Genomic DNA, 26769 nt, shown 5'->3' with positions numbered 1-26769 from the left:
GTCAGCCGAGGTCGACGACGAGGGGCCGGTGGTCGGAGATGGTCGCCAGCGGGGTGTGGACGGCGGTGACGGCCGGCAGCCGGTCGAGCCCGTGGCGGTCGGCGAGGATGTGGTCGAGCTGGACGCGGGGTTGCCCGGCCGGGTAGGTGGGGCGCCGCGCGAGGGGCTGCCAGCGGGTGAGCGCGGCGGCGGGTCCGGCGGGCAGGTTGAGGTCGCCGAGCAGGATCCGGGGTGCGGGCAGGGTGCGCAGGACGCGCACGACGCGGCGTAGTTGCCAGATGTTCCAGCCGGGCACGAAGGACAGGTGGGTGGCGGCGACGGTGAGGGGGCCGTGGGGGGTGTCGAGGACGGCGGCGAGCACGACGCGGGGTTCGTCGCGGAGCAGGACGAGTCCGCCGCCGGGGCCGGGTGCGTAGATGGGTGAGCGGACGGGGGCGGCGCGCAGCCGGGTGACCTGCCAGGAGCGGACGGGGTGGCGGCTGATGAGGCCGATGCCGTAGAGGGGTTCGCCGTGGCCGTCGTCGTCGTGGGTGAGGGGGCGGAACTGTTCGCCGGGGGTGCCGACGACGGCGGCGGCGAAGCGGTGGTGGTCGGCGTGCAGGGCGCGGGCGGCCACGGCGGTGAGGTCGAGTTTGCCGCTGCGGGTCTGGTCGCGGTCGACTTCCTGGAGGGCGAGGACGTCGGCGTCGAGGTCGGTGACGGCGGCGGTGAGCCGGTCGGGGTCGACGAGCCCGTCGGTGAGGGATCGGCCGTGCAGCAGGTTGAAGGTGGCCAGGCGCACCTGGACACCCTACGTCGTCGTGGGAGTCTTGCCGGGTGCTGAAACTGCTGTGCTGTTCGATGCTGGTGTTCGTGGCGGTGGGGTCGGTCGGGGTGTGGTTGCGGCGTCGCCGGGGGCGGTGAGGCTGGCCACAGGTGGTCTCGTCGCTGGTGGCGGCGTGGGCAGAATGCGTCGGTGGATGCCCTGTCGTTGACGACGTTGCTGACCGCTGCCCTTCTGGCGGGGTGGGTGGACGCGGTGGTGGGTGGCGGCGGTCTGTTGTTGTTGCCGGCGTTGCTGGTGGCGGCGCCGGGTGTGCCGGTGGCGACGGCGTTGGGCACGAACAAGCTGGCGGCGATCTTCGGTACGTCGACGGCGGCGGTGACGTACGCGCGGCGCACGAAGCTGGACTGGGCGGTGGCGGGTCCGGCGGCCGGGTTGGCGGTGTTGACGGCGGGGTTGGGTGCGGCGTTGGCGGGTGCGGTGCCGGGTAGCGCGTACCGGCCGGTGGTGCTCGTGGTGCTGGTGGCGGTGGCGGTGTTCGTGCTGGCGCGGCCGTCGCTTGGTGTGGTGGCGTCGCCGCAGCGGCGGACCCCGGCGCGGGTGGTGGTGGCGGTGGCGGTGGCCGGTCTGGGTATCGCTCTGTACGACGGGTTGATCGGGCCGGGTACCGGCACGTTCCTGGTGCTGGCGTTCACCGCGATTCTGGGTTCGGATTTCGTGCATGCCTCGGCGATGGCGAAGGTCGTGAACGCGGGCACGAACCTGGGCGCGCTTGTGGTGTTCGGGTTGACCGGGCATGTGTGGTGGGCGTTGGGCGCGGCGATGGCGGTGTGCAACGTGGCGGGGGCGGCTGTGGGCGCGCGGATGGCGTTGCGGCGGGGCGCCGGGTTCGTGCGGGTGGTGCTGCTGGTGGTGGTGCTGGCGCTGGTGGCCCGGTTGGGTTACGACCAGTGGACGGCGGGCTGATCGCGGTGGCGGTGCGGGCGGAGCACGACCGGGCGGTGCTGGCGGGTCTGCTGGGCCGGGATCCGGTGTTGCACGCGTACCAGTTGGGTGATCTGGACGATTTCTTCTGGCCGTACACGTCGTGGTTCCGGCGTGGCGACCAGGTGGTGTTGCTGTATCACGGGGTGGAGTTGCCGACGTTGCTGGCGTTCGCGGCGCCGGAGCGGGTGGCGGAGCTGGCGGGGTTGCTGGCGGAGGCGGCGCCGGTGTTGCCGGCGCGGATGTGGGCGCACCTGTCCCCCGGTCTGGAGGCGACGCTGGGCCGCTGGTTCGTGGTGTCGGAGGCGGCGGCGCATCACCGGATGGCGTTGACGGATCCGGGGCGGCTGGCGGCGGTGCCGGCGGTGGGTGAGCCGTTGGGGCCGGCGGACGCGGCGGAGCTGGCCGCGTTGTACGCGGTGGCGTATCCGGGGAACTGGTTCGATGCGCGGATGCTGGAGACGGGCCAGTACGTGGGGGTGCGGGAGCACGGCCGGCTGGTGGCGGTGGCGGGGGTGCACGTGTTCTCGCCGCGCTGGCGGGTGGCGGCGCTGGGGAACGTGACGACGCATCCGGACGTGCGGGGTCGTGGTCTGGGTGCGGGTGTGGTGGCGGCGTTGTGCGTCCGGCTGCGCGCGTCTGTGGATCATGTGACGTTGAACGTGCGGGCGGACAACGCGGCGGCGGTGCGGTTGTACGAGCGGCTGGGGTTCTCCCGGGTGGCCGGGTTCACCGAGTGCGCGTTGACGTCAGCGGCCGCGGCTGGGTGAGTCGAACCGGCCGGCGCGGATCTCGCGCAGGGCCCGGCGGCGGGTGTCGCCGCGCAGGGTGTCGACGTAGAGGCGTCCGCGCAGGTGGTCGGTCTCGTGTTGCAGGGCGCGGGCGAGGAAGCCGCTGCCGGTGACGGTGAGCGGCTCGCCGTGCTGGTCGTAGCCGTGGGCGGTGGCGTGCAGCGCGCGCGGCGTCGGGAAGTACAGGCCGGGGATGGACAGGCAGCCCTCCTCGTCGTCCTGGAGTTCGTCGGACACCTCCAGCGTGGGGTTGATCATGTGGCCGCGGTGGCCGTCGGCGTCGTAGACGAACACCTGGGCGTTGACGCCGATCTGGGGTGCGGCGACGCCGGCGCGGCCGGGTGCGCCGAGCAGCGTGTCCATCAGGTCGGTGACGAGGGCGCGCAGTTCGGCGTCGAAGCTGGTGACGGGTTCGCTGGGGGTGCGCAGCACGGGGTCGCCGATGATCCGGATGGGGCGCATAGTCATGTCCGGAAGGCTATCCGTTGCTTACCGCTGCGCGGGGGGCACCCGCCGGGGCGGCGACGCTCGTAGGGTGTGCGGACACTGTCGCAGGGAGGCCGCCGCATGTATCCGCCGATCGAGCCGTACGCGCACGGGATGCTGGATGTCGGGGACGGGCAGCGCGTGTACTGGGAGACGTGCGGCAATCCGGACGGGCGGCCGGCGCTCGTGGTGCACGGTGGGCCCGGTTCGGGGGCGGGCGCGTCGTGGCGGCGGCTGTTCGATCCGGCCGCGTACCGGATCGTGTTGTTCGACCAGCGTGGCTGTGAGCGCAGCACTCCCCCGGCGTCGGATCCGTCCACTGACCTGTCGGTGAACACCACCGGGCATCTGCTGGCCGACATGGAGCTGCTGCGCGCGCATCTGGGGATCGACAGGTGGCTGCTGTGCGGCGCGTCGTGGGGGTCGTCGCTGGCGCTGGCGTACGCGCAGCGGCACCCGGGGCGGGTCAGCGCGCTGGTGCTGTTCAGCGTGGTCGCCAACACGAACCGGGAGATCGAGTGGGTGACCCGGGACATGGGCCGGGTCTTCCCGCAGGAGTGGGCGCGGTTCCGTAGCGGGGTGCCCGAGGCCGACCGTGACGGTGACCTGTCGGCGGCGTACGCGCGGCTGGTGAACGACCCGGACCCGGCGGTGCGGGAGCAGGCGGCGCGGGACTGGTGCGACTGGGAGGACGTGCACGTGTCGCTCGCCGGCGGGTTCGCGCCGGATCCCCGGTTCGACGATCCGGTGTTCCGGTACGGGTTCGCCCGGCTGGTGACCCACTACTTCGCGAACCGGGGTTTCCAGCCGGACGGGCAGGTGCTGCGCGACGCGGGCCGCCTGGCGGGCATTCCGGGGGTGCTGGTGCAGGGCCGGCTGGACGTCAGCGGGCCGCCGGACATCGCGTGGCTGCTGACCCAGGGCTGGCCGGACGCGCGGCTGGAGATCGTGGAGTCCGGCGGTCACGGCGGCGGGCACGGCATCGGCGAGCGGGTCGTCGCCGCCCTCGACGAGTTCGCCACCGCCGGCTGAGCCGCCGCGCACGGCCGCCACCGCCCGCGTAGCCCGAGGCGCCGCGCACGGCCGCTACCGGCCCGCGGAGCCGCCGCGACAAGCCAGGCCGCCGAGAGAGGCCGGGCCGCAGCGGGAAGGCCGGGCCGCCGGGCGACCCGTCAGCCGGCGAGCAGGGCGCGGATCGGGGCGGCCTTGGCGGCGGCCTCGGCGACCTCGGCGGCGGGGTCGCTGTCCCAGGTGATGCCTCCCCCGGCCCACAGGTGCAGCAGGTTCCCGTCGGCGGCGGCGGTGCGGATGGTCAGGCCCAGGTCGAGGCGGTCGGGTCCGACCCAGCCGAGCGCCCCCATGCTCGCGCCGCGGCCGACCGGCTCCAGTGCGGCGATGTGGGCCAGGGCGGCGTGTTTGGGCGCGCCGGTGACCGACCCGCCGGGGCAGACCGCGCGCAGCAGGTCGGCCAGGCCGAGGCCGTCGGCGGGCGCCGCCGACACCGTCGACTCGGCCTGCCACAGGTCACACCAGCGGCGTACGGCGAACAGCTCGTCGACGCGCACCGAGCCGGTGCGGGCGACGCGGGCCAGGTCGTTGCGTTCCAGGTCGACGATCATGACGTGTTCGGCGCGTTCCTTGGCCGAGGTGAGCAGGTCGCGGCGTCCGGCGGGGGTGGCCGGGCGGGTGCCCTTGATGGGGCGGGTGACCAGCCGGCCGTGTTCGACGGCGATGAGGGTTTCCGGAGAGGCGCAGCCGAGTGCCCAGCCGGGGCCGTGCAGGGTGCCGCCGTAGCGGGCGCCGGGTAGCGCGGCGAGGCGGGCCAGCGCGGGCAGCGGGTCGCCGGTGTAGCCGGCAGCGGCGTGGCCGACGATGTTGACCTGGTAGACGTCGCCGCGGGCGATGGCGTCGCGGACCGCGGCGACGGCGGCGGCGTGCGCGGCCGGGGTCCAGCTGTCCTGCCAGGGTCCGAGCCGCCACGGGGCCGGGGCCGGCGGCCGGGGCGCCGCGGGGCGGTCGGTGTGGTGGTAGACGACCACGACCAGGTCGGGCAGCGCCGGTGCGGGGCTGGGCGCGCCGGGCGACACGCCGAGGGTGTACGCGCCGGCGGCGGCGGACAGGTACAGCGCGGCGCCGCACACTCCGGCGCCGGAGTCGTGGCGGCCGGGCCGGGTGAGGTCGCCGCGGTCGATGCCGTGTGCGGCGAGGAAGCGTTGTGCCAGGTCGGCGGGGTCGCCGCCGTCGCCGACGGACCAGTGCAGCCGGGCGGTCTCGACGAGCCGGCGGCGGCATCCGCGCGGGGCGCCGGGAGCATCGACCTCCACCTGTGGGAGCGCTTCCACGACGTCCGGGCCGTTACGGGTCATCCGTTCAGCCCATTCTGGGTGAACAAGACGCATCCTTGCTCGTTGCCGCTCAGTTTTCCTTGGTACTGTGCGTCACTGGTCATGTGAACCATGACACAGTGCCCCCACAGTCCGGAGAACCCGATGTGTCAGCACCAGCCCACCTGCCCCTCCGCCGACGCGACCGACCGCGAGGCCGCCCGCGTACTCGCCTGCTTCCCTGAGCAGGGCTGGAGCCTGCTCTGCAACGGTGTCATCGTCTTCGAGGACACCGGTGAGCTGCTCCCCGACGGGCGCACCATCGCCCCGCACCGGGGTCCGGCCCGCCACGCCCTCGTCGCCTGAGCGATCACGCAGCGTCAGTGAGCGTACGCGCCGGTCATGACCGTCCGGCGCACCGGCCGGGGCGGCGAGAGCCCACCGCCCCGGCGTCAGCCGCTCAGTCCTCGAACGCCTCCGGCGCGGGGCACGAGCAGACCAGGTTCCGGTCGCCGTACGCGCCGTCGATGCGCCGCACCGGAGGCCAGTACCGGCCCGCCCGGTCCACACCCGCCGGGTAGGCGCCCACCGACCGCGGGTACGGGTGCGGCCACTCGTCGGCCGACACCATCGCCGCGGTGTGCGGCGCGTTGGACAGCGGATTGTCCCCCGCCGGCCACTCCCCCGAGCCGACCTTGTCGATCTCCGCCCGAATCGCGATCATCGCGTCGCAGAAGCGGTCCAGCTCGGCCAGGTCCTCGCTCTCGGTCGGCTCCACCATCAGCGTCCCGGCCACCGGGAACGACATCGTCGGCGCGTGGAAGCCGTAGTCGATCAGCCGCTTCGCCACGTCGTCCACGGTCACGCCGGTGGCCTTGGTCAACGGACGCAGGTCCAGGATGCACTCGTGCGCGACCAGACCCTTGTTGCCGGCGTACAGCACCGGGAAATGCGACCGCAGCCGCGCCGCGACGTAGTTCGCCGCCAGGACCGCCACGCCGGTCGCGCGGGCCAGCCCGTCGGCGCCCATCATCCGCAGGTACGCCCACGGGATCGGCAGGATCCCCGCCGACCCGTGGTTCGCCGCCGAGATCGCCGGCCGCCCGTCGGCGCGCGCGCCGAGCGGGTCGCCGGGCAGGAACGGCGCCAGGTGCGAGCGCACCGCCACCGGGCCCACACCCGGGCCGCCGCCGCCGTGCGGGATGCAGAACGTCTTGTGCAGGTTCAGGTGCGACACGTCCGCCCCGAACCGGCCCGGCTTGGCGAACCCGACCAGCGCGTTGAGGTTCGCGCCGTCGACGTACACCTGACCGCCGGCGTCGTGGACCTTCGCGCACAGCTGGGCGATGCCGGTCTCGTACACGCCGTGCGTCGACGGGTACGTCACCATGATCGCGGCGAGCGCGTCCCGGTGCTTGTCGATCTTCGCGTCGAGGTCGACCAGGTCGACGTTGCCGTCGGCGTCGCAGCCGACCACCACGACCCGCATGCCGGCCATCACGGCGGACGCGGCGTTCGTGCCGTGCGCCGACGACGGGATCAGGCACACGTCGCGGTGGCCCTCGCCGCGCTCCCGGTGGTAGCCGCGGATCGCCAGCAGCCCGGCCAGCTCACCCTGCGACCCGGCGTTCGGTTGCACGCTGACCGCGTCGTAGCCGGTCACCTCGGCCAGCCAGCCCTCCAGCTGCGCGATCAGCTCCCGGTACCCGGCGGTCTGCTCGTCCGGCGCGAACGGGTGCAGGTGCGCGAACTCCGGCCAGGTGATCGGTTCCATCTCGGTGGTGGCGTTGAGCTTCATCGTGCACGACCCCAGCGGGATCATGCCGCGGTCCAGCGCGTAGTCGAAGTCGGCCAGGCGGCGCAGGTAGCGCAGCATCGCCGTCTCCGAGTGGTGGCTGTGGAACACCGGGTGGGTGAGGAAGTCCGACGTGCGGGCCAGCCCGTCCGGCAGGGCCGCGTCGGTGTCGCCGTCGAACCCGTCGACGCCGAACGCCCCCCACACCGCCTGCAGGTGCGCGGGCGTGGTGGTCTCGTCGCAGGAGACGCCGACCCGGTCGGCGTCGACCAGCCGCAGGTTCACGTTGCGCGCCGCGGCGGCTGCGACCACCTCGGCGGCCCGGCCCGGCACGGTCGCGGTGACGGTGTCGAAGAACGCGACCTCCGCGACCTGCACGCCCCCGGCGCGCAGCCCGGCCGCGAGCCGCGCCGCCGCCTCGTGGGTACGCCGGGCGATGGCGCGCAGCCCGTCCGGGCCGTGATAGACGGCGTACATGCCGGCCATCACCGCGAGGAGCACCTGGGCGGTGCAGATGTTGCTGGTCGCCTTCTCCCGGCGGATGTGCTGCTCACGGGTCTGCAACGCCAGCCGGTACGCCGGGTTGCCGTCGGCGTCGCGGGACACCCCGACGAGGCGGCCGGGCAGCATCCGCTCCAGGCCTGAGCGCACCGCCAGGTAACCGGCGTGCGGCCCACCGAAGCCCATCGGTACGCCGAACCGCTGGGTGGTGCCGGCGGCGATGTCGGCGCCGATCTCGCCCGGCGGGCGCAGCAGCGTCAACGCCAGCAGATCCGCGGCGACCGTCACCAGCGCGCCCACGCCGTGCGCCGCGTCGACAAGCGCCCGGTGGTCGCGGACCGCGCCGGAGGCGCCCGGGTACTGCAGGTGCAGGCCGAAGAACTCCGCCGGCAGCTCGTCACGCTCGACGTCGACCACGCGCACCTCGATGCCGAGCGGCTCGGCGCGGCTGGCGATCACCGCGACGGTCTGCGGCAACGCGTCGGCGTCGACCACGTACACCGGGCTCTTGCTCTTGGACGCGCGGCGCGCGAGCGTCATCGCCTCGGCCGCGGCGGTGCCCTCGTCGAGCATCGAGGCGTTCGCGGTGGCCAGGGCGGTCAGGTCGGTGACCATGGTCTGGAAGTTCAGCAGCGCCTCCAGCCGGCCCTGGCTGATCTCCGGCTGGTACGGCGTGTACGCGGTGTACCAGGCGGGGTTCTCCAGCACGTTGCGGCGGATCACCGCCGGGGTGTGCGTGCCGTGGTAACCCAGGCCGATCATGGACACGGCGACGGTGTTGCGCGACGCGAGGGCGCGCAGCTCGGCGACAGCCTCCCGCTCACTGGCCGGGGCGGGCAGGTCCAGGGTGCCGTGCCAGCGGATCACCTCGGGGATCGCGGCGTCCATCAGCTCGTCGACGGAGCCGTAACCGACGGTGTCCAGCATCCGGCGTTCGTCGTCGCGGCCGGGGCCGATGTGCCGGTCGGCGAACTGCTCTGCGGTCATGCGCTGCGCTCCTTGGTGGGGCGAGGTCGACGGGTCGGCCTCCCCCTGAGTCGCGCTGACGCGCTCCACAGCGCCTGCCCACGTGGTCCTTTTGCCTGAGAGGTTCCGGGGAGAATCTGCCCCTTCGGCGCCGTCGGATCGACGGTCTCTCCCACGTGGGTGGTACCGGCACTTCCCACGCTACCAGCGGGCGTGTTTCCGGCTCATGTCCCGGGGGTTGATCACACCGGCGCCGGCGCCGCCGCCACCCGGTCGGCCAGCGCGCACAGCGTCGCGCCCAGCGGCGCGTCCAGGCGCAGTGCCGCGTACCCGTCGCCGCGGGTGACGCCCTGGTTGACGATCGCCACCGGGATGCCGTGGCGGGCCGCCCGCAGCACGAACCGCCGCCCCGACATCACCGTCAACGACGACCCGAGCACCAGCAGCGCCCGGGCCCGCTCGACGAGCGCGAAACAGTCCGCGACGCGGGGCGCGGGAACCGTCTCGCCGAAGAACACCACGTCCGGTTTCAGCATGCCGGTGCCGCAGACCCCGCAGTCGACGGCGCGGAACCCGGTCACCGCCTCGTCGGGCAGGTCCACGTCGCCGTCGGGGTTGACGCGCGCCACCCGCGCGTCGAAGCCCGGGTTCGCCTCGGACAGCCGCCGGTGCAGCTCGTCGCGGCCGGTGGCGTTACCGCAGTCCAGGCACGTCACCTCGTCGAGGCGGCCGTGCAGCTCGATCACGCCGGTGGCGCCGGCGGCGGTGTGCAGCCCGTCGACGTTCTGGGTGATGATCCCGCCGAGCAGCCCGGCGTCCTGCAGCCGGGCCACCGCCCGGTGCCCGTCGTTGGGCGCCGCCCGGGCGATGGTCTGCCAGCCCAGGTGGCTGCGCGCCCAGTACCGCCGCCGGGCCAGCGGATCCCGGGTGAACTCCTGGTACGTCATCGGGGTGTGCCGGCGCGCCGCGCCACTGGGCCCCCGGTAGTCCGGAATGCCCGACTCGGTGGACAGGCCCGCGCCGCTGAGCACCACCACGTCACCGGCGGCCACCAGCCGCGTCAACTCCTCGAACGCCTCACTCACCCGTCCATGCTCCCTCGCCGGACCCCGCACCTCCCACCCGTACGGCGGTCGCGCGGCGGGGTGCGGCCAGGCGGGCTAGGTTGAGCCCATGCGCGTCGTCATCGCCGGAGGGCACGGAAAGATCGCCAAACTGCTGGAGCGGGAACTGGCCGGACGCGGAGACACCGCGCTCGGACTGATCCGCAACCCCGACCACGCCGCCGCGCTGCGCGCCGCCGGCGCCGAACCCGTCGTGTGTGACCTGGAACACACCGACGTCGACACCCTCGCCGCCCACCTGGCCGGCGCCGACGCTGTCGTGTTCGCCGCCGGCGCCGGACCCGGCAGCGGCGCCGCCCGCAAGGACACCGTCGACCGCGGCGCCGCCGTGCTGCTCGCCGACGCCGCCGTACGAGCCGGGGTACGCCGCTACCTGCTGGTCTCCTCCATGGGCGTGGACACCGCCCCCGCCGAGGGCACCGACGACGTGTGGGCGGCGTACCTGCGGGCCAAGAAGGCCGCCGAGGACGACGTCGCCGCGCGGGACCTCGACGTGACGGTGCTGCGGCCCGGCCGCCTCACCGACGACGAACCCGCAGGCCGCATCACCCTGGCCCGGCACGTCGAAGCCGGCGCGATCAGCCGCGCCGACGTGGCCCGGGTGCTGCTCGCCCTGCTGTACGCCCCGGCCACCGCCGGGCACACCCTGGAACTCGTCGGCGGAGACACCCCCATCGCCGACGCGATCGCAGCCGTCGCCGCCTGACACCCGCCGGCGCGTCCCGGCCCGCCGTGACCACGGGCCGGGACGCCGCTCAACGCTGGTGCCGCGACAACGCCGGCTGCGGCGCGGTCCCGCCGCCCTGCGGCAACTCCCGGGCGATCCGCTCCATCGTGCGCGACAACTGCTCACTGCCGTCGTCGAGGTGCCGGGCCGCCGCCTGCATGTGCGAGATCATCATCTCGCCGAAGATCCGCAACGCCTCCCGCGTCGCCACCGAGTCGTCGAAGCCGCTCCCCGCGGTACTGCGGTACTCCGTCACCGCCCGCTCGGCCTCCCGCTTCGCCTCCTCCGCCGCCGCCCGCATGTAACTCTCGTACTGGGTACGGGCGTACTCGGCGACCCGGCGGGCATAGTCGTGGGCCTGCGCGATGATCTGCTCGGCCTCCCGCTGCGCCGCCGACAACAGGTTGACCTCCTTCGCCGCCGGCGCCACCGCCGCCTCCGTGCTCGGGATCACCCCGTGCCGGTGCAGCTCCAGATGGTCGTTGAGCCGCTCGTTCTCCGCCCGCAGGTTCGCCACCTGCGCCGCCAGCAGATCCAGCTCGTCGGCCACCTGCAACCGGAACCGGTCCACATCGGTCTGGTCGTAGCCGCGCCGCGTGAACGCCGCCGACCCGAACTCCCACCGCCGGACCCGGTCCGAGGTCAACCGCACCTGCACCGGACCGGACACCTGCTGCGCGTCGTAACTGCTGATCGGACCCGCGCTCACCGGCTCACCTCCGACTCGTCAGCCCCCGTCATCGTCCGCCACGCCGGGCCGTACCAGTGCTTGCCGTAACCCTCGTGGTGCACCTGGCCCGGCTGGAACCCGGCACCGGTCAACGCCGCCACCGAATGACCCACCATCTCGTCCGAGCCGCACACGTACACGTGCCGCGACCGCCAGTCCCCGTCGGCCAGCACCCGGTCGGCGATGCGCACCGACTCGCCCGGCCGGGCCGGATCCGCACCGGCCACGTACGACACCCGCAGCCACGGATGCGTCGCCGCCAGCTTGTCGATCGCCTCGCTGTCGTAGAACTCCGTCCGCGAACGGGCACCCACGTACAGGTCCACCCGCCGGCCCGAACCCTCCGCCGCAACCTGCTCCACCAGCGCCTTCACCGGCGCCCAGCCGGTCCCACCGGCCAGCAGCAGCAGATCCGACGACCCGGCCTGCCACAACGTCAACCGGTCGCCCACCGGCGACGCCAGGTGGATCTGGTCACCGGCCGCGCACCCGTACACCAGACGCGACGACACCACACCACCCGGCGCGGCCCGCACGTGCAGCTCCACCGTGCCGTCCGGACGCGGCGCGTTCGCCGGCGAGTAGTACCGCCACGACCGCACCGCCGGATGCGACACCCCGATCGACTGGCCGGGCGTGAACGGCAACAGATACTGCGGGCGTACGGTCAGCACCGCCACGTCGAACGTGCGCTGCTCGTGGGTCAGCACCTCCGCCACCCACCACGGCGGCGACTTCGACTCCGCGGCCTGCGCACCCTCGGTCATCACCTGCGCGACGAGCCCGTACGCGGCGGCCCAGTCGGCCGCCAGCTCCTCGGTCCACGCCTCACCGCAGAAGTGCCGCAACGTCGCCAGCAGCGCCTCACCGACCGCCGGGTAGTGCTCGGCGCGCACCGCGAACTTCCGGTGATCCGCGCCGAGGTCCCGCAGGAACCCGACCAGCCGGTCCACCTGGTCCACGTGGGACACCACATGCCCCAGCGCGGCCACCAGACGGTCCCGCTGCCCGGCCATGTTCGTGGGGAACATCTGCCGGGTCTCCGGATGCGCCAGGAACAGCGTCGAATAGAAGTAGAGCGGCACCTGGTCGCCGTGCGCGGCGACCAGGGACCAGCTCTGCTTGAGCCGTGCGACGTCCACGCTCAGGCGTCCCCCGCCGACACGACCTGCTCCCGCACCTGCCCGAGCACGACCTGCACGTCGGCGATCACGTCCGCGGGCACGCCCAGCTCCACCAGCGTCGCGGTCAGATGCTCACCGACCTTCGCGTAGTGCTCACCGGTGATGTTCAGCGGCTGGTGCGCCTCCTCCAGGCCACGGCCCGCGTACTCGTTGGGACCGCCGAGCACGACCGCCAGCATCAGCGCCAGGTGCCGCCGCTGCTCCACCATGTCCACGTCGGCGAAGTAGCCGGCCAGATCCGGATCGGCCAGCACCTTGTCGTAGAACAGCTCCACCGCGGCCTTCACCGCGGCCGCGCCGCCGATGCGCTCGTAGTGGGAGATCGGGGTGGTCTCGCTCGTCACCGTCATGCTCGGTCCTTCCACAAGGGGTCCGCGGGCAGCGCCGCGGCAGGGGCTCGCCGTCCGGCGCGGCGTCACACAGCGTTCCGCCGTGACCTCGACACGCCGACGACCGGAACGGACCATAGCGCGCCCGCAACGACACTTCACGCCGACCCTGTCCTGATCCCGAGAACTGTCAATCACGGACAGTCAACAACGCGACCCGAGCCGGTGGACGCACCGCAGCCGGTCACACACAGACTGTCAACACGCACGACGTACCGTCCTTTTCGGACATCACGCGCACACGTGCCGTGACCTGCGCCGACCCTCACCCGGCCCGGTCCACACCGTCCGATCACCTCAGCCCACAGGCGAGGACCACACCCCGTCACCAAAACACGAATCGCGCCACACCCTTTTTCGGGCGCGGCGCGATCCCGTCAACGAGACGCGACGCAGGTCACCCGGCCCGGCGCCGCGCCCGGCGCGCCGCCAGCTCGTCACCCACCGACTCCGAGTCCGACTCCGGCTCCACCGCCGGCACGGCCGGCTCCTGCCCACCCACCGGCTCCGCCGGCAGATGCGACAACGAACCCTGGATCTCCTTGAACGCGCCACCGATCGCGATGCCGAACACCCCCTGGCCGCCCTGCAACAGGTCGACCACCTCCTCCGGCGACCGGCACTCGTACACGGTCGTCCCGTCGGAGATCAACGTGATGCCCGCCAGATCGTCCACCCCACGCGACCGCAACGCCTCGATCGCCTTGCGGATGTTCTGCAACGAAACCCCGGCGTCCAGCAGCCGCTTCACGACCTTCAACACCACCAGGTCGCGGAACGAGTACAACCGCGACGTCCCCGAACCAGACGCGTCGCGGACACTCGGTACCACCAGCGCCGTACGCGCCCAGTAGTCCAACTGCCGGTAACTGATCCCCACCGCCGAACACGCGGTCACACCCCGGTAGCCGACCTCGCCGTCACCGGCCGGATCGGCCCCCACACCCGCCTGCTGTTCCGCACCCGGACCAGGATCCCGTGGCTCGTGCATCCGGACCAACCTCCCCGCGCCCGTGGCGGTGCCGCGCCGACTCCCCGTACGCGCACCCCTCGACACGGCAACCCTAACGCCGCCCCCCGGACTTCACCCGCAGAAGACACCGCGACACGCCGCGCCACCACCCGGCAACAAAAACACACGGCGGCCGGCCGCCACCTGCCGTGACAACCACCGCCGCGCCGACCCCGGCCACCCGGCCGGGACACCTCAACCCGCGAAGTCCTCCGGACGCACCTGCTCCAGGAACTCCCGGAACTTCTCCACCTCGTCCTCCTGCTCGTCCGGGATCACGATCCCCGCCTCACTGAGGACCTGCTCCGCACAACGAATCGGAGCACCCACCCGCAACGCCAACGCGATGGAGTCACTCGGCCGCGCCGACACCCGCACACCGTCACCGAGGAGCAGATCCGCGTAGAACACGTTCTCCTTCAACTCGGTGATCTCCACCGCACGCAACGGCGCCTGCAACGCCGTCAGCACATCCCGCAGAAGATCGTGCGTCAACGGCCGGGCCGGCTTGACCCCCTGCTGCTCATAAGCGATCGCCGTCGCCTCGACCGCGCCGATCCAGATCGGCAGATAGCGGTCCCCCTCGACCTCCCGCAGCAGGACGATCGGCTGGTTGCTCGGCAACTCCACCCGAACTCCGACCACGCTCAGCTCGCGCACCGCCGCCTCCGTGTCGTCGTCACCATGCACCGCGCCCTTCCCTGCACGGTACACGGACCAGGACACGGGAGTCCCACGCGCTACGTGCACCACGCCTCGCCGGACGGGCATACCCCGGCAAGCCTACGACACGCTCCGCCGACCAGATCTTTCCGCGCCCACCCACGACGAGGGGCCGGGCGCACACCGCACCCGGCCCCTCGCACCGACCTCACCGGCCCAACGTCGACCGCAGCCCCACCCGCACCAACGCCGCGTGCAACCGCTGCGACAACGCCAGCAACTCCCGCGCCGTCTCCGCCGCCCGGGCCCGCGCCGCCGGATCGCTCTGCCGCGCCAACGGCGCCACCAACTGCGCGAACAACCCGACCTCACGATCCGCCGCCGACCGGTACGCCCGCAGATGCCGAGGCTCCAGCCCGTACGCCGCCAGACCCGCCACCGCACTCGCGATGATCAACGCGTCCGCGTCGTACCACCCCGGCGGATCCGACACCAGCACACCCAGCCGCTCCAACTCCGCGAGCGTCGACTCGTCCACACCACTACGAGCGATCAGACCCGCCCGGTCCAGCCGCACCTCCGACGACTCGACCGACTCCACCGGCTCCCGGCCCGGAACCTCACCACCCGGACCCACAGCCACCAGATTCGGCCGCCCCCGCCCCGGCGACGGACCAGACCCGTCCCACTGGGCCAACTGCTCCCGGATCACCCGCAACGGCAGGTACTGATCCCGCTGCGCGGTCAACACGAACCGCAACCGCGCCACATCGTCCCAGCCGTACTTCCGATAACCCGCCGGCGTCCGCTGCGGCTCCACCAGGCCCTCGGCCTCCAGGAACCGCAACTTCGAGATCGTGACGTCCGGAAACTCCGGCCGCAACTGCGCCAGCACCTCGCCGATACTCATCAGCGCAGGCGCCCGCGCCGCCCCGGACGGCGTCGAAGCCGCAGGCTCGTTCACCCCCGGCCGGCCTCCTCCTCCGGGCGCGGACCGGCGATGAACACCACCCGGAACTTGCCGATCTGCACCTCGTCACCGTTGCTCAGCGTCGCCGCCTCGACCCGCTCACGATTCACATACGTGCCGTTCAGGCTGCCCACATCCCGCACCGTGAACGTCCCACCGTCACGGTGGAACTCCGCGTGCCGACGCGACACCGTCACGTCGTCCAGGAAGATGTCACTGTCCGGGTGCCGCCCACTCGTCGTCACATCGTGGTCCAACAGGAACCGGGCACCCGCATTCGGACCCCGGCGAACCACCAGCAACGCCATACCCGGCGGCAACGAGCCGGACATCCGGCTCGGCACCACATCGGTGTCCGGGCCCTCCAGCACTTCGTCGAGCGAGCCGAGATTGAGCGTCGAAGTGACGTCGAGCGGGGGGAACTCGTCGTCTGGGCGCGTCATGGGACCACCTCACGGATCTGTTCGGTCGGCGTCAGGGAATGGCGGGTCTGGCCGCCGGGCAACACCACACCCGGCGGCTGGCTCCCCGTGCCCGGGAAGGCGCATTCCGCAACGCTCAAACTATTGGTTCTCGGTCGACTGGGCGAGCCTAGCCAGCGCCGAAATGCAGGGCAACCGGACGCGCGGAACCTCGCCGCCGCCCGGAACAGCACGAACTCAGCTCTCGGTGAGCTCGCGGTACGCATCGGCGGTCAGCAGACCCTCGACCGCCGCCGGATCGTCCGGAGTGATCTCCACCAACCACCCCGCACCGTACGGATCCGTGTTGATCACCTCAGGGGTGTCGGCCAACGCCTCGTTGCGCGCCGCCACCGTGCCGCTCAACGGCGCGTAGATCTCCGACACGCTCTTCGTCGACTCGATCTCGCCCAGCGACTCACCCGCCGCCACCACCGCACCCGGCTCCGGCAGCTGAACGAACACGATGTCACCCAGGGCGTCCTGCGCGAAGTGCGTGATACCGACGCGGACGACACCACCGTCACCACCGACCACCCACTCGTGCTCGGCGGTGTACCGCAGATCCTCAGGAATCACCAACTGCGTCCTTCGTCATCGGTGCACCGGAGAAACCGGCGCGGCCGCGACCGGTCACGAGACCGGCCGGGCGTGGTCCAGCTTGATCGGCGCGTGCAGCTGCGAAACCTCCACAACCTCACGATCCTCGGAGGTCACGTTACCGCCGCCGTCCCGCACCGATGCGACCACCCCGCCGGGAATGTTCAACGCCGTACGCATCGTCGCCGGATCACCGATCACCATGATCGTGAACGGACCCGTCAACCGCCGCCCGTCCACCACCAGCGCACCGTCGGGCCCGTCCACGAAATACGTCGACGCGATGATCCGCGCCGCCGTACCGTCCGTGCCCTGGATCTGCATCGCCTCCGCGCCCGCACCCCGCAGCTCCTGCACCGCGTCCAGGATCCGCGTCGACGACACAGCCTTCGCCGGCCCCGAGAACCGCACCTCAAGACCCGGACCCACCGCCGGCAACGTACCCGCCAGGATGCCCAGCTCGTCCGCCCGCCGCGTCGCCTCCTCCAGCGCCGCCTGCCGGCCCTGCTCACCCGACCGCAGCTGCCGCTGGCTCTCCTCCAGCAACTCGATCTCCTGGCGCAGCCGCCGCTCCCGCGAATCCAGATCCGACGAGATCCGCACCAGGTCCTCCTCCCGCGTCGCCGCGAGCGTCGGATCCGTCGACGTCGTCTTGAACTGCACCACCAGCGTGAAACCCAGCAACGCCAGCAACACCGCGATCATCGCGCCCGCCGACGAGAACCGCCGCGCCGCCGACGGCGCACCGGCACCGGCCGCCGCACCCGGCTCCGGCTCGGACTCCGGCACCGCCTCCCGCTCCGCGGGCTCCGCTGCCTCGTCCGGCACCGGCTCCACCGGCGCCAACGGGCTCAACTCGTCCGGATCGGGCGCGTCCGGGCGCGGATCCGGCTCACCCGCCGGACCCGACGGCCGCGCCGGCTCCCCCGGCCGCGGCCACCCGGTACCCGTCTCCCTGTGTTCCTCGCTCATCGCCACAAACCTACGCCCGGAACAGGTGCCGGCGGATCGCCGCCACATTTCCGAAGATGCGCACCCCGAGCACGACCACCACACCGGTCGACAACTGACCGCCCACGCCCAACTGGTCACCCAGGTACACGATCAGACCCGCCACCAGCACGTTCGAGATGAACGACACCACGAACTGCTTGTCGTCGAAGATCCGGTCCAGCTTCGCCCGCACCCCACCGAACACCGCGTCCAACGCGGCCACCACAGCGATCGGCAGATACGGCTGCAACGCCGCCGGCACCGTGGGGTCCAGATACACCCCGAGCACCACACCGGCGAGCAACGCCAGCACCGCGATCATCGGCCACCTCCCGAAGGGCTGGAAGAACCACCCGGGCCGGACGACCCGGGACTCGACGAACCGGCGCCACCCGAACCCGACGGGCGCGCGCTCCCGCTCGGACCCGGGCTCGCCGGAGGCTCGGCGTAGCGTAGCCGCGGCTGCGGCGCCGCCGGCAAGGTGAGGTCGTCGACCCGCTTCACCCCGAACGACAGACCCGTCGTCCGCGCCACCTCACGCATCAACGCCGCCGCCCGGCTCTCGTCGAACCGGTCCCGCATCGACCTCGGCCCGATCGCCTGCACCTCGTACGGGCCCGTCACCGGCCGGTAGTCCACCAGGATCGCCTCACCCGCCGAACGGATCGTCGACGTCGCCGTCAACCGCTGCCCGTTCACCGCCACCGCCTCGGCGCCCGCCGCCCACAACGCGTTCGCGACCTTCTGCAGATCCGAATACAGCACCCGGGACGGGCCCGCGTCCCCGCCGGTCACCCCGTCCTGGTCCGCCGCCGCGTCGGCCAGCCGCACCACCACGCCGTCCCCCCGCACCCGGGCCAGGCCGGTGCCCGCCTCCAGCGTGCGCAACCGGGACGCCTGCGAACCGCTCAACGCCGCGTCCCGCTGCCGGCCGACCTCCTCACGCAACTGCTCGGCGCGCTCGGTCAACCGGTCGGTCTCCGCCTCCCGCCCCTTGATCTCGGCGACCAGACCCGCCCGCGCCGTCGCGCGGCTCGGCTCCTCCGCCACCGTCTCCCGGTACGCCACCGCGAACAGGAAACCGATCAGCGCCAGCACCACCAGGCTCACCGGCCGGCCCAGCACCTCCCGCAGCCGCGACATGGAGCCCGTCGCCCGGCGCGCCGCCGCGTCCCCGTACCCCGGGTCCAGCGGATTGCGGAACAGCTCGGTCAGGAAGTCCGGGGCGTACACCCGGGTCGACGGGTCGCGTTCCTTGTCCCCGTCCCGTGACGGCGTCGTCATGCCGCCGCCTCCGTACGCCGCGCCCGCATGGCCCGCACGAGGCGGCTCGCCTGCACCACGTACATCGCGCCGGCGACCCAGTAGAGGACCAGGCCCCACCAGGCCAGGCCCCAGCCGATCGCGCCTGCGGCGGTGCCGGCGTCCGGCACCGCGTCGGCCAGCAGCAGGATGGGGAACGCCGCCAGGAGCAGGAACGTCGCGGTCTTGCCCACGTAGTGCACCGGCGGCGGGCCGTAGCCGTACCGGCGCAGCACCCCGAGGGACACCAGCAGGAGCAGCTCCCGGGCCAGCAGCGCGCCGGTGAACTGCCAGGGCACCACCTCGCGGGCGGTGAACGCGAGCAGCGTGGCGAGGATGTAGAGGCGGTCGGCCAGCGGGTCGAGCAGCTCCCCGAGCCGGCTCACCTGGCCCAGGCGGCGGGCGATCCAGCCGTCCACCCAGTCGCTGGTGCCGCCCACGGCGAGCACCGCGATGGCGGCGACGTCGGCCCGCACCACGAGGAACAGGTAGAGGAAGATCGGTACGCCGACGAGCCGGACGAAACTGATCAGGTTGGGCAGCGTGAGGACGCGGTCTCCCACGACCGTGGCGGTCCCGGAATCCGGTTGCTCCGCTGGAGCCGGCCGACGCGACACCGAACCCTCCCTTCGCAGCACGGTCCGGCAGCCGGATGAACGGCCGCTGGAGGGACGTGCGCGTTGCCGGCCGGTCAGACGCCGGCGCCCTCTGTGATCCCGGGCTGGGACCTCCCCGACGCGGCCCGCCCTCGTGGTGATCACGGGCCGCCCAGTTGCGCTGCCACTATATCGGGCTCGCCGCTCTCGCCCGGTGGCCCGCTGCGTCGTTGCTCAGTGGTGTCACGGTGGTGACCGTCACAACCGCTAAGGCATCCTAGGACACTAGTTGAGCGGTGGGACGCAGGGCGGACATCGGTGCGAGGGATCAGGCGGTACGGGCGGTCGAGTCCGAGCCGGCCTGCGGGGCGGTGGCCGCCGCGGCCTGGCTGAACGCCACCAGCGCCAGCAGCAGCTCGTGCTGCACCCGGTTGGGCATACGGTCGAGCACGGCCTGCACCGCCCGGTGCCGTCTCTCCTGGAGGTCGCGCAGCAGCGTGTCGGCGGCAGCGGTCGGGATCAGCCGCACCTCCCGCCGGTCGCGCGGGTCCGCCACCCGGCGCAGCAGGCCGACCGCCTCCAGACGGTCGCACAACCGGCTCGCCGACGAGGGGACCACGTCCAGCAGCTCGGCCAGCCGGTTCACGTTGGTGTCCGGATGCGACACGATCAGCGACAGCACCCGCAGCTGGGTGGGCGAGACGCCGACGGTGTGCCGGGACGTCGCCGAGTCGAGCACACCGATGAGCGCCTCCGCAGCCGATTCGATGGCCGCGGCAAGATTCGGAGGTCGCTCCACTCGCCGTCCCCTGCGATCGTCCCGCTCGTGTTCGCTCCGCAGCCCCGGTCACTGCCCCGTCACGTCGTCGGACCGGCTGGGGCCGCGCCAGTCCAGGCAGACGACGACCGCGTCGTCGCGGAGATCCGCGTCGGCATGGTACGCGTGCAGTTCGCGCATCACCGTACCAACTGCCTCGGTCGCCGGCTGCAGCCGAGTCGACCGCATCGCACGCGCCATGGCCCGGACGCCGTACGGCTCCTGCTCGTCGGGCTCCGCCGCGTACACCCCGTCGCTGACGACGAAGAGGCGATCGCCCGGCTCCAGAGTGAACTCCTGCACGTCGTAGCGCGTCTCGGCGAACATGCCCAGCGGCAGCTGCTGCTCCAGCGCGATCGGCGTGACGCGGCCCCCACGCAGCCGCAGCAGTTGCGGTGAGCCGGCGTCGACCACGCGCATCACGCCCCGGCGGCTGTCCAGCTCCAGCAGGAGCGTGGCCACGTGCCGGTCGCCCCGGTGCTGGTAGTAGATGGTGTCCGAAGCCAGCTCCGCCTGCTCCACCAGGCTGCCGCCTGAACGCCTGGCGTTGCGCATGGCGTTCACCGTCATCGCCGTGAGCATCGACGCGGCCAGCCCGCTGCCGGTGCCGTTGAGCACGGTGAGGGTGAGCCGGTCGCCGTCCACCGACCAGTCGAAGTGGTCACCGCCCACGGTGTACGCCGGTTCGAGCTGCCCGGCGAGCAGCGCGTCACCGAGCCGTACGCTGCGGCCCGGCAGCAGGTCCCACTGCATCTCGGCAGCCATGCTCAGCCGCTCCCGCCGCCGGGCGCGCCGGTAGCGGTCGGTCTCCCGGTCGGCCGCCCGGATCGCCACTGCCAGTTCCCCGGCGGCGTCGCGCGCGGCCTCCACAGTGGCCGCGTCCGGGTCGCCGGGCAGCTCCACCATCAGCACGCCGAGCCGCTCCCCCCACACCGACAGCGGCAGGTAGGCGCGGCAGCGGCCGTCCTCGACGATGTCCAGCACCGGCTCCTGGCTGCTGAAGCAGCGCTGCGCGACGCTGTGGGCCAGCAGCGGGCCGCCGTCGGGCACGTCCGGGTCGAGCACCGGCCAGAGTCCGCTGGCGCGGTAGTCGGCGACGAACACCTCCGCCCGCGCGGCCCCGAGCGTCTGGCGCAGCACCGCGTCCGCGGTCTCCGCCAGTTGGTCGGGTGGCGCCGTGCGCAGGGCACGTGACACCGATCCGGACGCCTCCGGCATGCTCATCCTCCGATGACGACTATTGCTACAGGGCAAACATCATACGAAGGCCGCCAGACGGCGAACGCCCCGCCTCGGCCGGGCGTGACGGGACCGGCTCAGCCGGCCGTGCGGAACGCCAGCGCGCCGTGGAACGCGTCCGGCACCGGCTCGGGCTCACCGGCCGGCCGCCACCGCGCCACCGGCACGATGCCGTCGCCGGTCGGCTGCCAGCGGCCCAGCAGCGGCGCGAACCGCTCGGGCGCCCGCATCCGGAACGCCGGGCCCATCATGGCCAGCGCCTCGGGGTGCCCGGCCAGCTCCTCGGTGTCGAAGTCGATCGCCAGCCGGCTGCCCGGCGCCACCGCCTGGTACAGCTCGTCGAGCGTACGGGCGAGCGTGTCGTCGTCCAGGAACGCCGCCAGCCCGAGGAATACCACACCCACCGGCCGTCTCCCCCAGCCCGGCACGAACCGGTGCAGCTGCGCCCGGTCGACGGTCCCGATGTCGGTGGCGTCGCCGTAGCCGTACCCGGCCCGGTCGCTGCCGGCGAGCAGGCTCCGGCCCAGGCGGACCGTCTCCGGGTCCACGTCGGTGTAGAGCACTGTCGCCTCCGGTGCGACCTCGTGCACGTTGCCGCAGGTGGGCACACCCGCGCCGAAGACCAGGAAGCCGTCGATCCCGTCGGCGGCCATCGCCTGCACGGTACGGCCGAGGAAACCACGCAGCGACCGGAAGATCGCCGCGCAGGGCCCGTACGCCGCCTCGAAAGCGGCGGCCGCGGCGACGTCCACCGGACGGTGGTGCCGGCCGCCGAGCCAGTAGTCGATCATGCGGGCGGTGCTCGGTCCGTCCGGCTGATCCATCGACGGGGCTCCCTCCCCTGGGTGCTGCACGCCAGCGTACCCACCGGGCGACCCCGGCGGTATCGCCCCGGGCCGCCCACCCGGGCCGCGATACTGGCCGCGGGGGCGCCGGCCACGAGGAGGTACGGGTGAACTCGGCGAACGGGGCCGCGGTGGTGGTCGGGGTGGACGGCTCCGAACCCGCGACACGGGCGGTGCGTCTGGCGGCCCGGGAGGCGCGGCGGCGCAACCGCCCGCTGCGGGTGGTGCACGGTTTCATCTGGCCGCTGCTGCGCGTACCGGTCTCCGCGCCGGCCGGGTCACCACCCGGTGCCGGGTTGCGCAACCAGGCCGAGCAACTGGTCTCCGACGCGGTCGCGGCGGCCGAGGCGGAGTCGCCCGGCCTGCGCATCACCGGCGAGATCATCGACGGGGAGGCCGCCGCGGTGCTGCTCGGCGAGTCCCCCACCGCCGCCCTGATCGTCCTCGGCGACCGGGGACTGGGCGGATTCGCCGCGCTCGTGGTCGGGTCGGTCGCGGTGCAGGTCGCCTCGTACGCCAACTGCCCGGTGCTGATCGCGCGCGGCACCGCCCGCGCGGACGGCCCGGTCGTGGTCGGCGTGGACGGCTCCACGCTGTCGCGCGCCGCCGTCGAGTTCGCCGCCGAGACCGCGTCCGCGTGGGGCGCGCCGCTGCACGTGGTGCACGCCCGCCCCGCCCCGCCCGGGCGCAAGGGCGGGGCTGAGGAGGACGAGCGGGTGCTCACCGAGGCGGTCGACGGGATCGGCGAACGGTGGCCGGACCTGCCGGTGCACGCCGAGACGGTACGCGCCAAACCGGTCGCGGCACTGACCACGGCGTCGGCCGGGGCTCAACTGGTCGTGGTGGGCCGGCAGGGCCGGGGCGAGCTGGGCGGGCTGCTGCTCGGCTCGGTCAGCCAGGGGATCCTGCACCGCGCCGCCTGCCCGGTCGCGGTGGTCCGCGCCGCCGACTGAACGGCGTCCGGCGCGCCCGGCTGAGCGGTGGTCCACACCCCCGCCTGAGCGGCGCTCCGGCCGGGCGGGGATGCGCCCGCAACGGTTGGTCCCCGCCCGGGCGGGTAGACGCCTACGGTCAGCCGACAGCGATCCGGAGGAGGCAGAGATGCCAGGACCACGGCCGGGCAGCAACGCGTACGACAAGCAGCGAGCACGCCTTCGCGACCTCGTCGAACAGTCCGGACGGGCGTCGGACAAGGAGGCGAACCAGGTCGCCAACCGGATCCTCCAGGACGACCGGGGGCAACGCGGTGTGGTCCGGGGCGAACGGACCTACGGCCCCAAGGGCAACCGGGAACCGGGTGACCCGAAGTGAGGACGGCAGCGGTTGTCGACGGCGCCATCGCGGGCGCCGTCGGCAGCGCCGTCCTCAACGCGGTCTCGTACCTCGACATGGCGTTGCGGGCCCGGCCGGCCAGCAGCACCCCGGAATCGGTCGCCGGACGGCTCGCCGACGTCACACACGTCGACCTGGGCCGCGGCGACGAGGCGGAGAACCGCCGCTCCGGTCTGGGGCCGTTGCTCGGGTACGCCACCGGCATCGCCGCGGGGGCCGCTTTCGGTCTGCTCGCCGCGCGCCGGCGAATCCCGTTGCCGCTGGCCACGGTGGTGCTCGGCGGCGGGGTGATGGCCACCTCCGACGGCTCGATGACGGTGCTCGGCGTGACCGACCCGCGTACCTGGCGGCGCAGCGACTGGGTCTCCGACCTGATCCCGCACCTCGCGTACGGGCTGTCGGCCGCAGCCACCTGGCGGCGGCTGCGGCCGACGTCGGCTCGCGGCTAGCTCTCGTCGTCGGCGACCGGCTCACCGGCCGGGCCGTACGGCGACACCTGTCCCTTGGGGACCGGGCGTCCCGCGTCGCCGTTCGACGTGCCCCGGCCTCGCGAACGGCTGCCCGCCTGGGTGGCCGTCTTGCGGCTGTCCTGGCTGGTGGCGCCGAGGTCGTTCCGGCGCAGTTCCTCCTGCTGCGGCTTGACCACGGGTCTCTCCTTCCCGGTGGAGCACACGGCCGTCGACCGCGCACCCGACCCGCGTACCCGCCGCCGCCCGGCGCATTCCGGATCGGCCGGGGGTCTGGCCGGGCCCGGGGCGGGTAAGCCGGACGGATGCCAGACGATCGCAACGTCGCGCGCGCCCTGCTGGAACGGCAGAACCGCACGTACGCGGAGGAGGCCGGCATCGCCCTCGCGGACCGGCCCGGCCCGCTGTACCAGTTGCTGGTGCTCACCACGCTGCTGAGCACCCGGATCCGGGCCTCGGTGGCGGTGGCCGCCGCCCGGGAGCTGTTCACCGCCGGCTACCGCACCCCGCAGGCGATGGAGGCGGCGAGCTGGCAGGACCGGGTCGACGCGCTGGGCCGGGGCCACTACCGGCGCTACGACGAGCGGACCGCCACCATGCTCGGCACCGGCGCCCGGCTCTGCCTGGACCGCTGGCACGGCGACCTGCGCCGGCTGCACAAGGAGGCCGGCGCCGACCGGACCGTGCTGCGCCGGCTGCTCACCGAGTTCCCCGGCATCGGCCCCACCGGTGCGGACATCTTCCTGCGGGAGGCGCAGTCGGTGTGGCCGGACGTGCGCCCGTACGCCGACCGGCGCACGCTCGCCGGGGCGCGGCGGCTGGGCCTGCCGGCGAGCCCCGGTGACCTGGTCGGGCTGGTCGGCGAGGCCGACTTCGGCCGGCTGGCGTCGGCGCTGGTGCGGGTGGCCCTGGGCGAGGAGTCGGCGGGCGAGGTGAGTCGCAGCGCCGCCACGGCCCACTGAGGGTCGCTACTTGGCCGGGCCGGGCTTGGTCAGGTTCCAGGCCAGCAGCGAGGCGAGCAGCGCGAGCAGCACCACGCCACCGGAGACGCCACCCTCCTCGCCGCTGCCACGGCTTCCGGAGAAGCCGAAGTAGATCACGGCCAGTCCGGCCAGCACGGTGACGAACGTACGCAGTCCTCGGTCCTTCACGCCCGGACCGTACGACCGGCGACGCGGCCCGGGACGGGTATCGGGCGGTTGTCCCCCGTCCGGGTGTCAGTCCGGCGTGCGGCCGACAGCGGAGCCGCGCAGCCGGACCCGGCGGATCGCCCGCCCCGCCACCTCGACCACCTCCACGGTGAGGCCGGGCAGCCGCACCCGCTCCCCCGGCCCCTCGGGGAGCCGGCCCAGGCCGGCCAGCACCAGCCCGGCCACCGTGGTGTACTCCCGGGACAACGGGAACGTCACGCGGACGCCCACGTCGGGCAGGTCGTGCAGCGGGAAGTCGCCCGGCAGCAGCAGCGCGCCGTCCGGCTCCCGCACGGCGCGGCGCACGTCCCGGTCGGTCTCGTCGTACAGCTCGCCGACCACCTCCTCGAGCAGGTCCTCCATGGTGACCAGGCCGTCCACGCCGCCGTACTCGTCGACCACCAGGGCGAGCTGCTCGTGCCGCTGGCGCAGCTGCCGCATCGCGTCGGCCACCGGCAGCGTGCCTGGTAGCAGCACCGGCGGGCGGGCCCGGTCGCCGACGAGCGCCCCGTCGGCGTCCACCAGGTCGCGGATGTGCACGGTGCCGCGTACGTCGTCGAGCCCGCCGGGTCCGATCACCGGCGCCCGGGACCGGCCGCCGGCCGCCAGCCGGCGCATCGCCTCCGCCGCGGGCATGTCGGCGGGCAGAGTGGTCACGTCGCGGCGCGCGACGAGGATCTCCCGCAGCGTACGGCCGGCGATGTCGAACGCCCCGGCGAGGATCTCCCGCTGCTGGGCGGACAGGCCGCGCTGGCTGACCAGCATCTCCCGCAGTTCCTCCTCGGTCACCTCCTCCCGGCTGGCGCGCGGGTCGCCGCCGGCGAGCCGGACCAGCAGGTCGGTGGAGCGGCCGAGCAGCCACACCGCCGGCCGGGACAACCGGGCGAGCAGGTCCAGCGGCGCGGCGCTGACCAACGCCCACCGTTCCGCCGTCTGCATGGCCAGCCGCTTGGGTGCCAGCTCCCCCACCACGAGCGTGAGGAACGTCAGCAGCAGTGTCACCAGGAGCACCGCCACCGGGCGGGCGGCCGCGCCCAGGAAACCCAGCGGGCCGACCAGCGGCTCGGCCAGCGTCACGGCGGCGGCGGCCGAGGCGAGGAACCCGGCGAGCGTGATGCCGAGCTGGATGGTGGCCAGGTAGCGGTTCGGTTCGCGGGTGAGGCGGCTCAGCCGCGCCCCGGCCCGCCCGGACCGCGACAGCCGGCGCAACTGCCCCTCCCGCAGGCTCACCAGTGCCATCTCGCTGCCGGACAGGGCGGCGTTGATCAGGATCAGCACCAGCACCAGCGCGACCTGCACGCCCATCAGTCGGTCTCCAGGTCGTCCAGCGAGATCGCGTGGGTCATCAGCCAGCGGGCCAGCGCGGCCATCCCGAACAGCCACAGCGGCGCCGACTCGGTGGGGCCGTTCGTGGCGAAGATCGCGAAGCGCAGGTCCGGGGCCCGGTACGCCTCGATCCGCCACTTGTGGTTCTTGTCCCGCCAGACCGCGGAAGGGTCCATGGCGTCACGGTAGGTG

Annotated in this window: 33 protein-coding genes and 1 riboswitch; of the genes, 9 read left to right on the top strand and 24 right to left on the bottom strand. The window is 73.3% G+C overall.

What is annotated here, in order from left to right:
- Position 1: 1 nt before the first annotated feature.
- Positions 2–781 (bottom strand): endonuclease/exonuclease/phosphatase family protein, encoded by a 780-nt coding sequence (locus BFV98_RS04225; RefSeq protein ID WP_013476774.1) that lies wholly within the window; start codon positions 779–781, stop codon positions 2–4.
- 174 nt (positions 782–955) lie between these two features.
- On the opposite strand from BFV98_RS04225, the gene BFV98_RS04220 reads away from it, so the two are divergent.
- Both BFV98_RS04220 and BFV98_RS04215 read left to right on the top strand, forming a co-directional pair.
- Positions 956–1729: a TSUP family transporter gene (locus BFV98_RS04220; protein ID WP_176921673.1), complete on the top strand. Its 774-nt coding sequence runs from the start codon at positions 956–958 to the stop codon at positions 1727–1729.
- Entirely contained in the window at positions 1714–2517 is an 804-nt protein-coding gene (locus tag BFV98_RS04215) for a GNAT family N-acetyltransferase (protein WP_071094992.1), read from the top strand. The genes BFV98_RS04220 and BFV98_RS04215 overlap by 16 nt, the downstream gene beginning before the upstream one ends.
- On the opposite strand, the gene def is transcribed toward BFV98_RS04215, so the two are convergent.
- Complete coding sequence (gene def, locus BFV98_RS04210; protein ID WP_030272226.1) at positions 2497–3006, bottom strand: peptide deformylase; 510 nt, start codon at positions 3004–3006, stop codon at positions 2497–2499. The genes BFV98_RS04215 and def overlap by 21 nt on opposite strands.
- A gap of 99 nt (positions 3007–3105) precedes the next feature.
- Between def and pip the strand changes: the two genes are divergently transcribed.
- Positions 3106–4056: a prolyl aminopeptidase gene (gene pip, locus BFV98_RS04205; RefSeq protein ID WP_071094990.1), complete on the top strand. Its 951-nt coding sequence runs from the start codon at positions 3106–3108 to the stop codon at positions 4054–4056.
- 140 nt (positions 4057–4196) lie between these two features.
- Here the strand turns inward: pip and BFV98_RS04200 are convergent, their stop codons facing one another.
- Entirely contained in the window at positions 4197–5390 is a 1194-nt protein-coding gene (locus BFV98_RS04200; protein ID WP_071094989.1) for a chorismate-binding protein, read from the bottom strand.
- A gap of 123 nt (positions 5391–5513) precedes the next feature.
- Between BFV98_RS04200 and BFV98_RS04195 the strand changes: the two genes are divergently transcribed.
- Entirely contained in the window at positions 5514–5714 is a 201-nt protein-coding gene (locus BFV98_RS04195) for a DUF5999 family protein (RefSeq protein WP_013286363.1), read from the top strand.
- A 94-nt stretch (positions 5715–5808) separates the two neighbouring features.
- Here BFV98_RS04195 and gcvP read toward each other — a convergent pair whose 3' ends face one another.
- Together gcvP and BFV98_RS04185 are read right to left on the bottom strand one after the other, a co-directional pair.
- Positions 5809–8631: an aminomethyl-transferring glycine dehydrogenase gene (gcvP, locus tag BFV98_RS04190; RefSeq protein WP_071094987.1), complete on the bottom strand. Its 2823-nt coding sequence runs from the start codon at positions 8629–8631 to the stop codon at positions 5809–5811.
- 73 nt (positions 8632–8704) lie between these two features.
- Positions 8705–8795, bottom strand: a riboswitch (glycine riboswitch).
- A gap of 57 nt (positions 8796–8852) precedes the next feature.
- Positions 8853–9695, bottom strand: coding sequence for an NAD-dependent protein deacetylase (locus BFV98_RS04185; protein ID WP_030272221.1), 843 nt, complete (start codon positions 9693–9695; stop codon positions 8853–8855).
- 88 nt (positions 9696–9783) lie between these two features.
- Here BFV98_RS04185 and BFV98_RS04180 point away from each other — a divergent pair, with 88 nt between their 5' ends.
- On the top strand, positions 9784–10440 hold the full coding sequence (locus BFV98_RS04180) for an NAD(P)H-binding protein (RefSeq protein WP_013286366.1): 657 nt from the start codon (positions 9784–9786) through the stop codon (positions 10438–10440).
- Between the two features lie 49 nt (positions 10441–10489).
- On the opposite strand, the gene BFV98_RS04175 is transcribed toward BFV98_RS04180, so the two are convergent.
- From BFV98_RS04175 to BFV98_RS04105, 15 genes are all read right to left on the bottom strand, one after another.
- The gene (locus BFV98_RS04175; protein ID WP_013286367.1) at positions 10490–11170 is read right to left on the bottom strand and encodes a DivIVA domain-containing protein; all 681 of its coding nucleotides are present in this window, start codon (positions 11168–11170) and stop codon (positions 10490–10492) included.
- The gene (locus tag BFV98_RS04170; protein WP_071094985.1) at positions 11167–12333 is read right to left on the bottom strand and encodes a globin domain-containing protein; all 1167 of its coding nucleotides are present in this window, start codon (positions 12331–12333) and stop codon (positions 11167–11169) included. Before BFV98_RS04170 ends, BFV98_RS04175 begins: the two co-directional genes overlap by 4 nt.
- Before the next feature lie 2 nt (positions 12334–12335).
- On the bottom strand, positions 12336–12725 hold the full coding sequence (locus tag BFV98_RS04165; RefSeq protein WP_013286369.1) for a group 1 truncated hemoglobin: 390 nt from the start codon (positions 12723–12725) through the stop codon (positions 12336–12338).
- Positions 12726–13161: 436 nt separating this feature from the next.
- Positions 13162–13755 (bottom strand): MerR family transcriptional regulator, encoded by a 594-nt coding sequence (locus BFV98_RS04160; protein ID WP_083395227.1) that lies wholly within the window; start codon positions 13753–13755, stop codon positions 13162–13164.
- Positions 13756–13971: 216 nt separating this feature from the next.
- Positions 13972–14436, bottom strand: coding sequence for a bifunctional nuclease family protein (locus tag BFV98_RS04155; protein WP_036311069.1), 465 nt, complete (start codon positions 14434–14436; stop codon positions 13972–13974).
- Positions 14437–14647: 211 nt separating this feature from the next.
- Positions 14648–15349, bottom strand: coding sequence for a MerR family transcriptional regulator (locus BFV98_RS04150; RefSeq protein ID WP_174361714.1), 702 nt, complete (start codon positions 15347–15349; stop codon positions 14648–14650).
- Positions 15350–15399: 50 nt separating this feature from the next.
- Positions 15400–15852: an FHA domain-containing protein gene (locus tag BFV98_RS04145; protein ID WP_007071101.1), complete on the bottom strand. Its 453-nt coding sequence runs from the start codon at positions 15850–15852 to the stop codon at positions 15400–15402.
- Between the two features lie 216 nt (positions 15853–16068).
- Entirely contained in the window at positions 16069–16449 is a 381-nt protein-coding gene (gene gcvH, locus BFV98_RS04140) for a glycine cleavage system protein GcvH (RefSeq protein ID WP_013286373.1), read from the bottom strand.
- A 54-nt stretch (positions 16450–16503) separates the two neighbouring features.
- Complete coding sequence (locus tag BFV98_RS04135) at positions 16504–17442, bottom strand: DUF881 domain-containing protein (protein ID WP_013286374.1); 939 nt, start codon at positions 17440–17442, stop codon at positions 16504–16506.
- Between the two features lie 10 nt (positions 17443–17452).
- Positions 17453–17785, bottom strand: coding sequence for a small basic family protein (locus BFV98_RS04130; protein WP_007071104.1), 333 nt, complete (start codon positions 17783–17785; stop codon positions 17453–17455).
- Positions 17782–18747, bottom strand: a complete 966-nt coding sequence (locus BFV98_RS04125) for a DUF881 domain-containing protein (RefSeq protein WP_013286375.1) — start codon at positions 18745–18747, stop codon at positions 17782–17784. The genes BFV98_RS04130 and BFV98_RS04125 overlap by 4 nt, the downstream gene beginning before the upstream one ends.
- Positions 18744–19382, bottom strand: coding sequence for a CDP-alcohol phosphatidyltransferase family protein (locus tag BFV98_RS04120; protein WP_013286376.1), 639 nt, complete (start codon positions 19380–19382; stop codon positions 18744–18746). The genes BFV98_RS04125 and BFV98_RS04120 overlap by 4 nt, the downstream gene beginning before the upstream one ends.
- A gap of 307 nt (positions 19383–19689) precedes the next feature.
- Positions 19690–20160 (bottom strand): MarR family transcriptional regulator, encoded by a 471-nt coding sequence (locus tag BFV98_RS04115; protein ID WP_013286377.1) that lies wholly within the window; start codon positions 20158–20160, stop codon positions 19690–19692.
- 48 nt (positions 20161–20208) lie between these two features.
- Positions 20209–21396 (bottom strand): PP2C family protein-serine/threonine phosphatase, encoded by a 1188-nt coding sequence (locus tag BFV98_RS04110; protein ID WP_030272213.1) that lies wholly within the window; start codon positions 21394–21396, stop codon positions 20209–20211.
- A 98-nt stretch (positions 21397–21494) separates the two neighbouring features.
- Positions 21495–22241 (bottom strand): SAM-dependent methyltransferase, encoded by a 747-nt coding sequence (locus BFV98_RS04105; RefSeq protein ID WP_013286379.1) that lies wholly within the window; start codon positions 22239–22241, stop codon positions 21495–21497.
- 128 nt (positions 22242–22369) lie between these two features.
- Between BFV98_RS04105 and BFV98_RS04100 the strand changes: the two genes are divergently transcribed.
- The 3 genes from BFV98_RS04100 to BFV98_RS04090 all read left to right on the top strand — a co-directional run bounded on the left by BFV98_RS04100 (position 22370) and on the right by BFV98_RS04090 (position 24043).
- Positions 22370–23215 carry a universal stress protein gene (locus BFV98_RS04100; protein ID WP_071094981.1) on the top strand — a complete coding sequence of 282 codons (846 nt, stop codon included), beginning with the start codon at positions 22370–22372 and terminating at the stop codon, positions 23213–23215.
- Between the two features lie 148 nt (positions 23216–23363).
- Entirely contained in the window at positions 23364–23573 is a 210-nt protein-coding gene (locus BFV98_RS04095) for a hypothetical protein (RefSeq protein ID WP_013286381.1), read from the top strand.
- On the top strand, positions 23570–24043 hold the full coding sequence (locus tag BFV98_RS04090; protein WP_071094979.1) for a hypothetical protein: 474 nt from the start codon (positions 23570–23572) through the stop codon (positions 24041–24043). Before BFV98_RS04095 ends, BFV98_RS04090 begins: the two co-directional genes overlap by 4 nt.
- On the opposite strand, the gene BFV98_RS04085 is transcribed toward BFV98_RS04090, so the two are convergent.
- The gene (locus tag BFV98_RS04085; RefSeq protein ID WP_013286383.1) at positions 24040–24240 is read right to left on the bottom strand and encodes a hypothetical protein; all 201 of its coding nucleotides are present in this window, start codon (positions 24238–24240) and stop codon (positions 24040–24042) included. The two genes, BFV98_RS04090 and BFV98_RS04085, sit on opposite strands and share 4 nt — an antisense overlap.
- 126 nt (positions 24241–24366) lie before the next feature.
- On the opposite strand from BFV98_RS04085, the gene BFV98_RS04080 reads away from it, so the two are divergent.
- On the top strand, positions 24367–25023 hold the full coding sequence (locus tag BFV98_RS04080) for a hypothetical protein (protein WP_071094977.1): 657 nt from the start codon (positions 24367–24369) through the stop codon (positions 25021–25023).
- Positions 25024–25029: 6 nt separating this feature from the next.
- Here the strand turns inward: BFV98_RS04080 and BFV98_RS04075 are convergent, their stop codons facing one another.
- The 3 genes from BFV98_RS04075 to BFV98_RS04065 all read right to left on the bottom strand — a co-directional run bounded on the left by BFV98_RS04075 (position 25030) and on the right by BFV98_RS04065 (position 26753).
- A complete protein-coding gene (locus BFV98_RS04075) occupies positions 25030–25212 on the bottom strand; it encodes a hypothetical protein (protein ID WP_013286385.1) in 183 nt (60 codons plus the stop codon).
- A gap of 66 nt (positions 25213–25278) precedes the next feature.
- Positions 25279–26556, bottom strand: coding sequence for a hemolysin family protein (locus tag BFV98_RS04070; RefSeq protein ID WP_071094975.1), 1278 nt, complete (start codon positions 26554–26556; stop codon positions 25279–25281).
- Positions 26556–26753 carry a hypothetical protein gene (locus tag BFV98_RS04065; RefSeq protein WP_013286387.1) on the bottom strand — a complete coding sequence of 66 codons (198 nt, stop codon included), beginning with the start codon at positions 26751–26753 and terminating at the stop codon, positions 26556–26558. Before BFV98_RS04065 ends, BFV98_RS04070 begins: the two co-directional genes overlap by 1 nt.
- Positions 26754–26769: the final 16 nt, after the last annotated feature.

It is taken from the genome of Micromonospora sp. WMMB235 (genome assembly GCF_001855515.1).
In the GTDB taxonomy this organism is placed as follows: Bacteria; Actinomycetota; Actinomycetes; order Mycobacteriales; family Micromonosporaceae; genus Micromonospora; species Micromonospora aurantiaca.
This window is presented reverse-complemented; position numbering and strand designations above follow the sequence as displayed.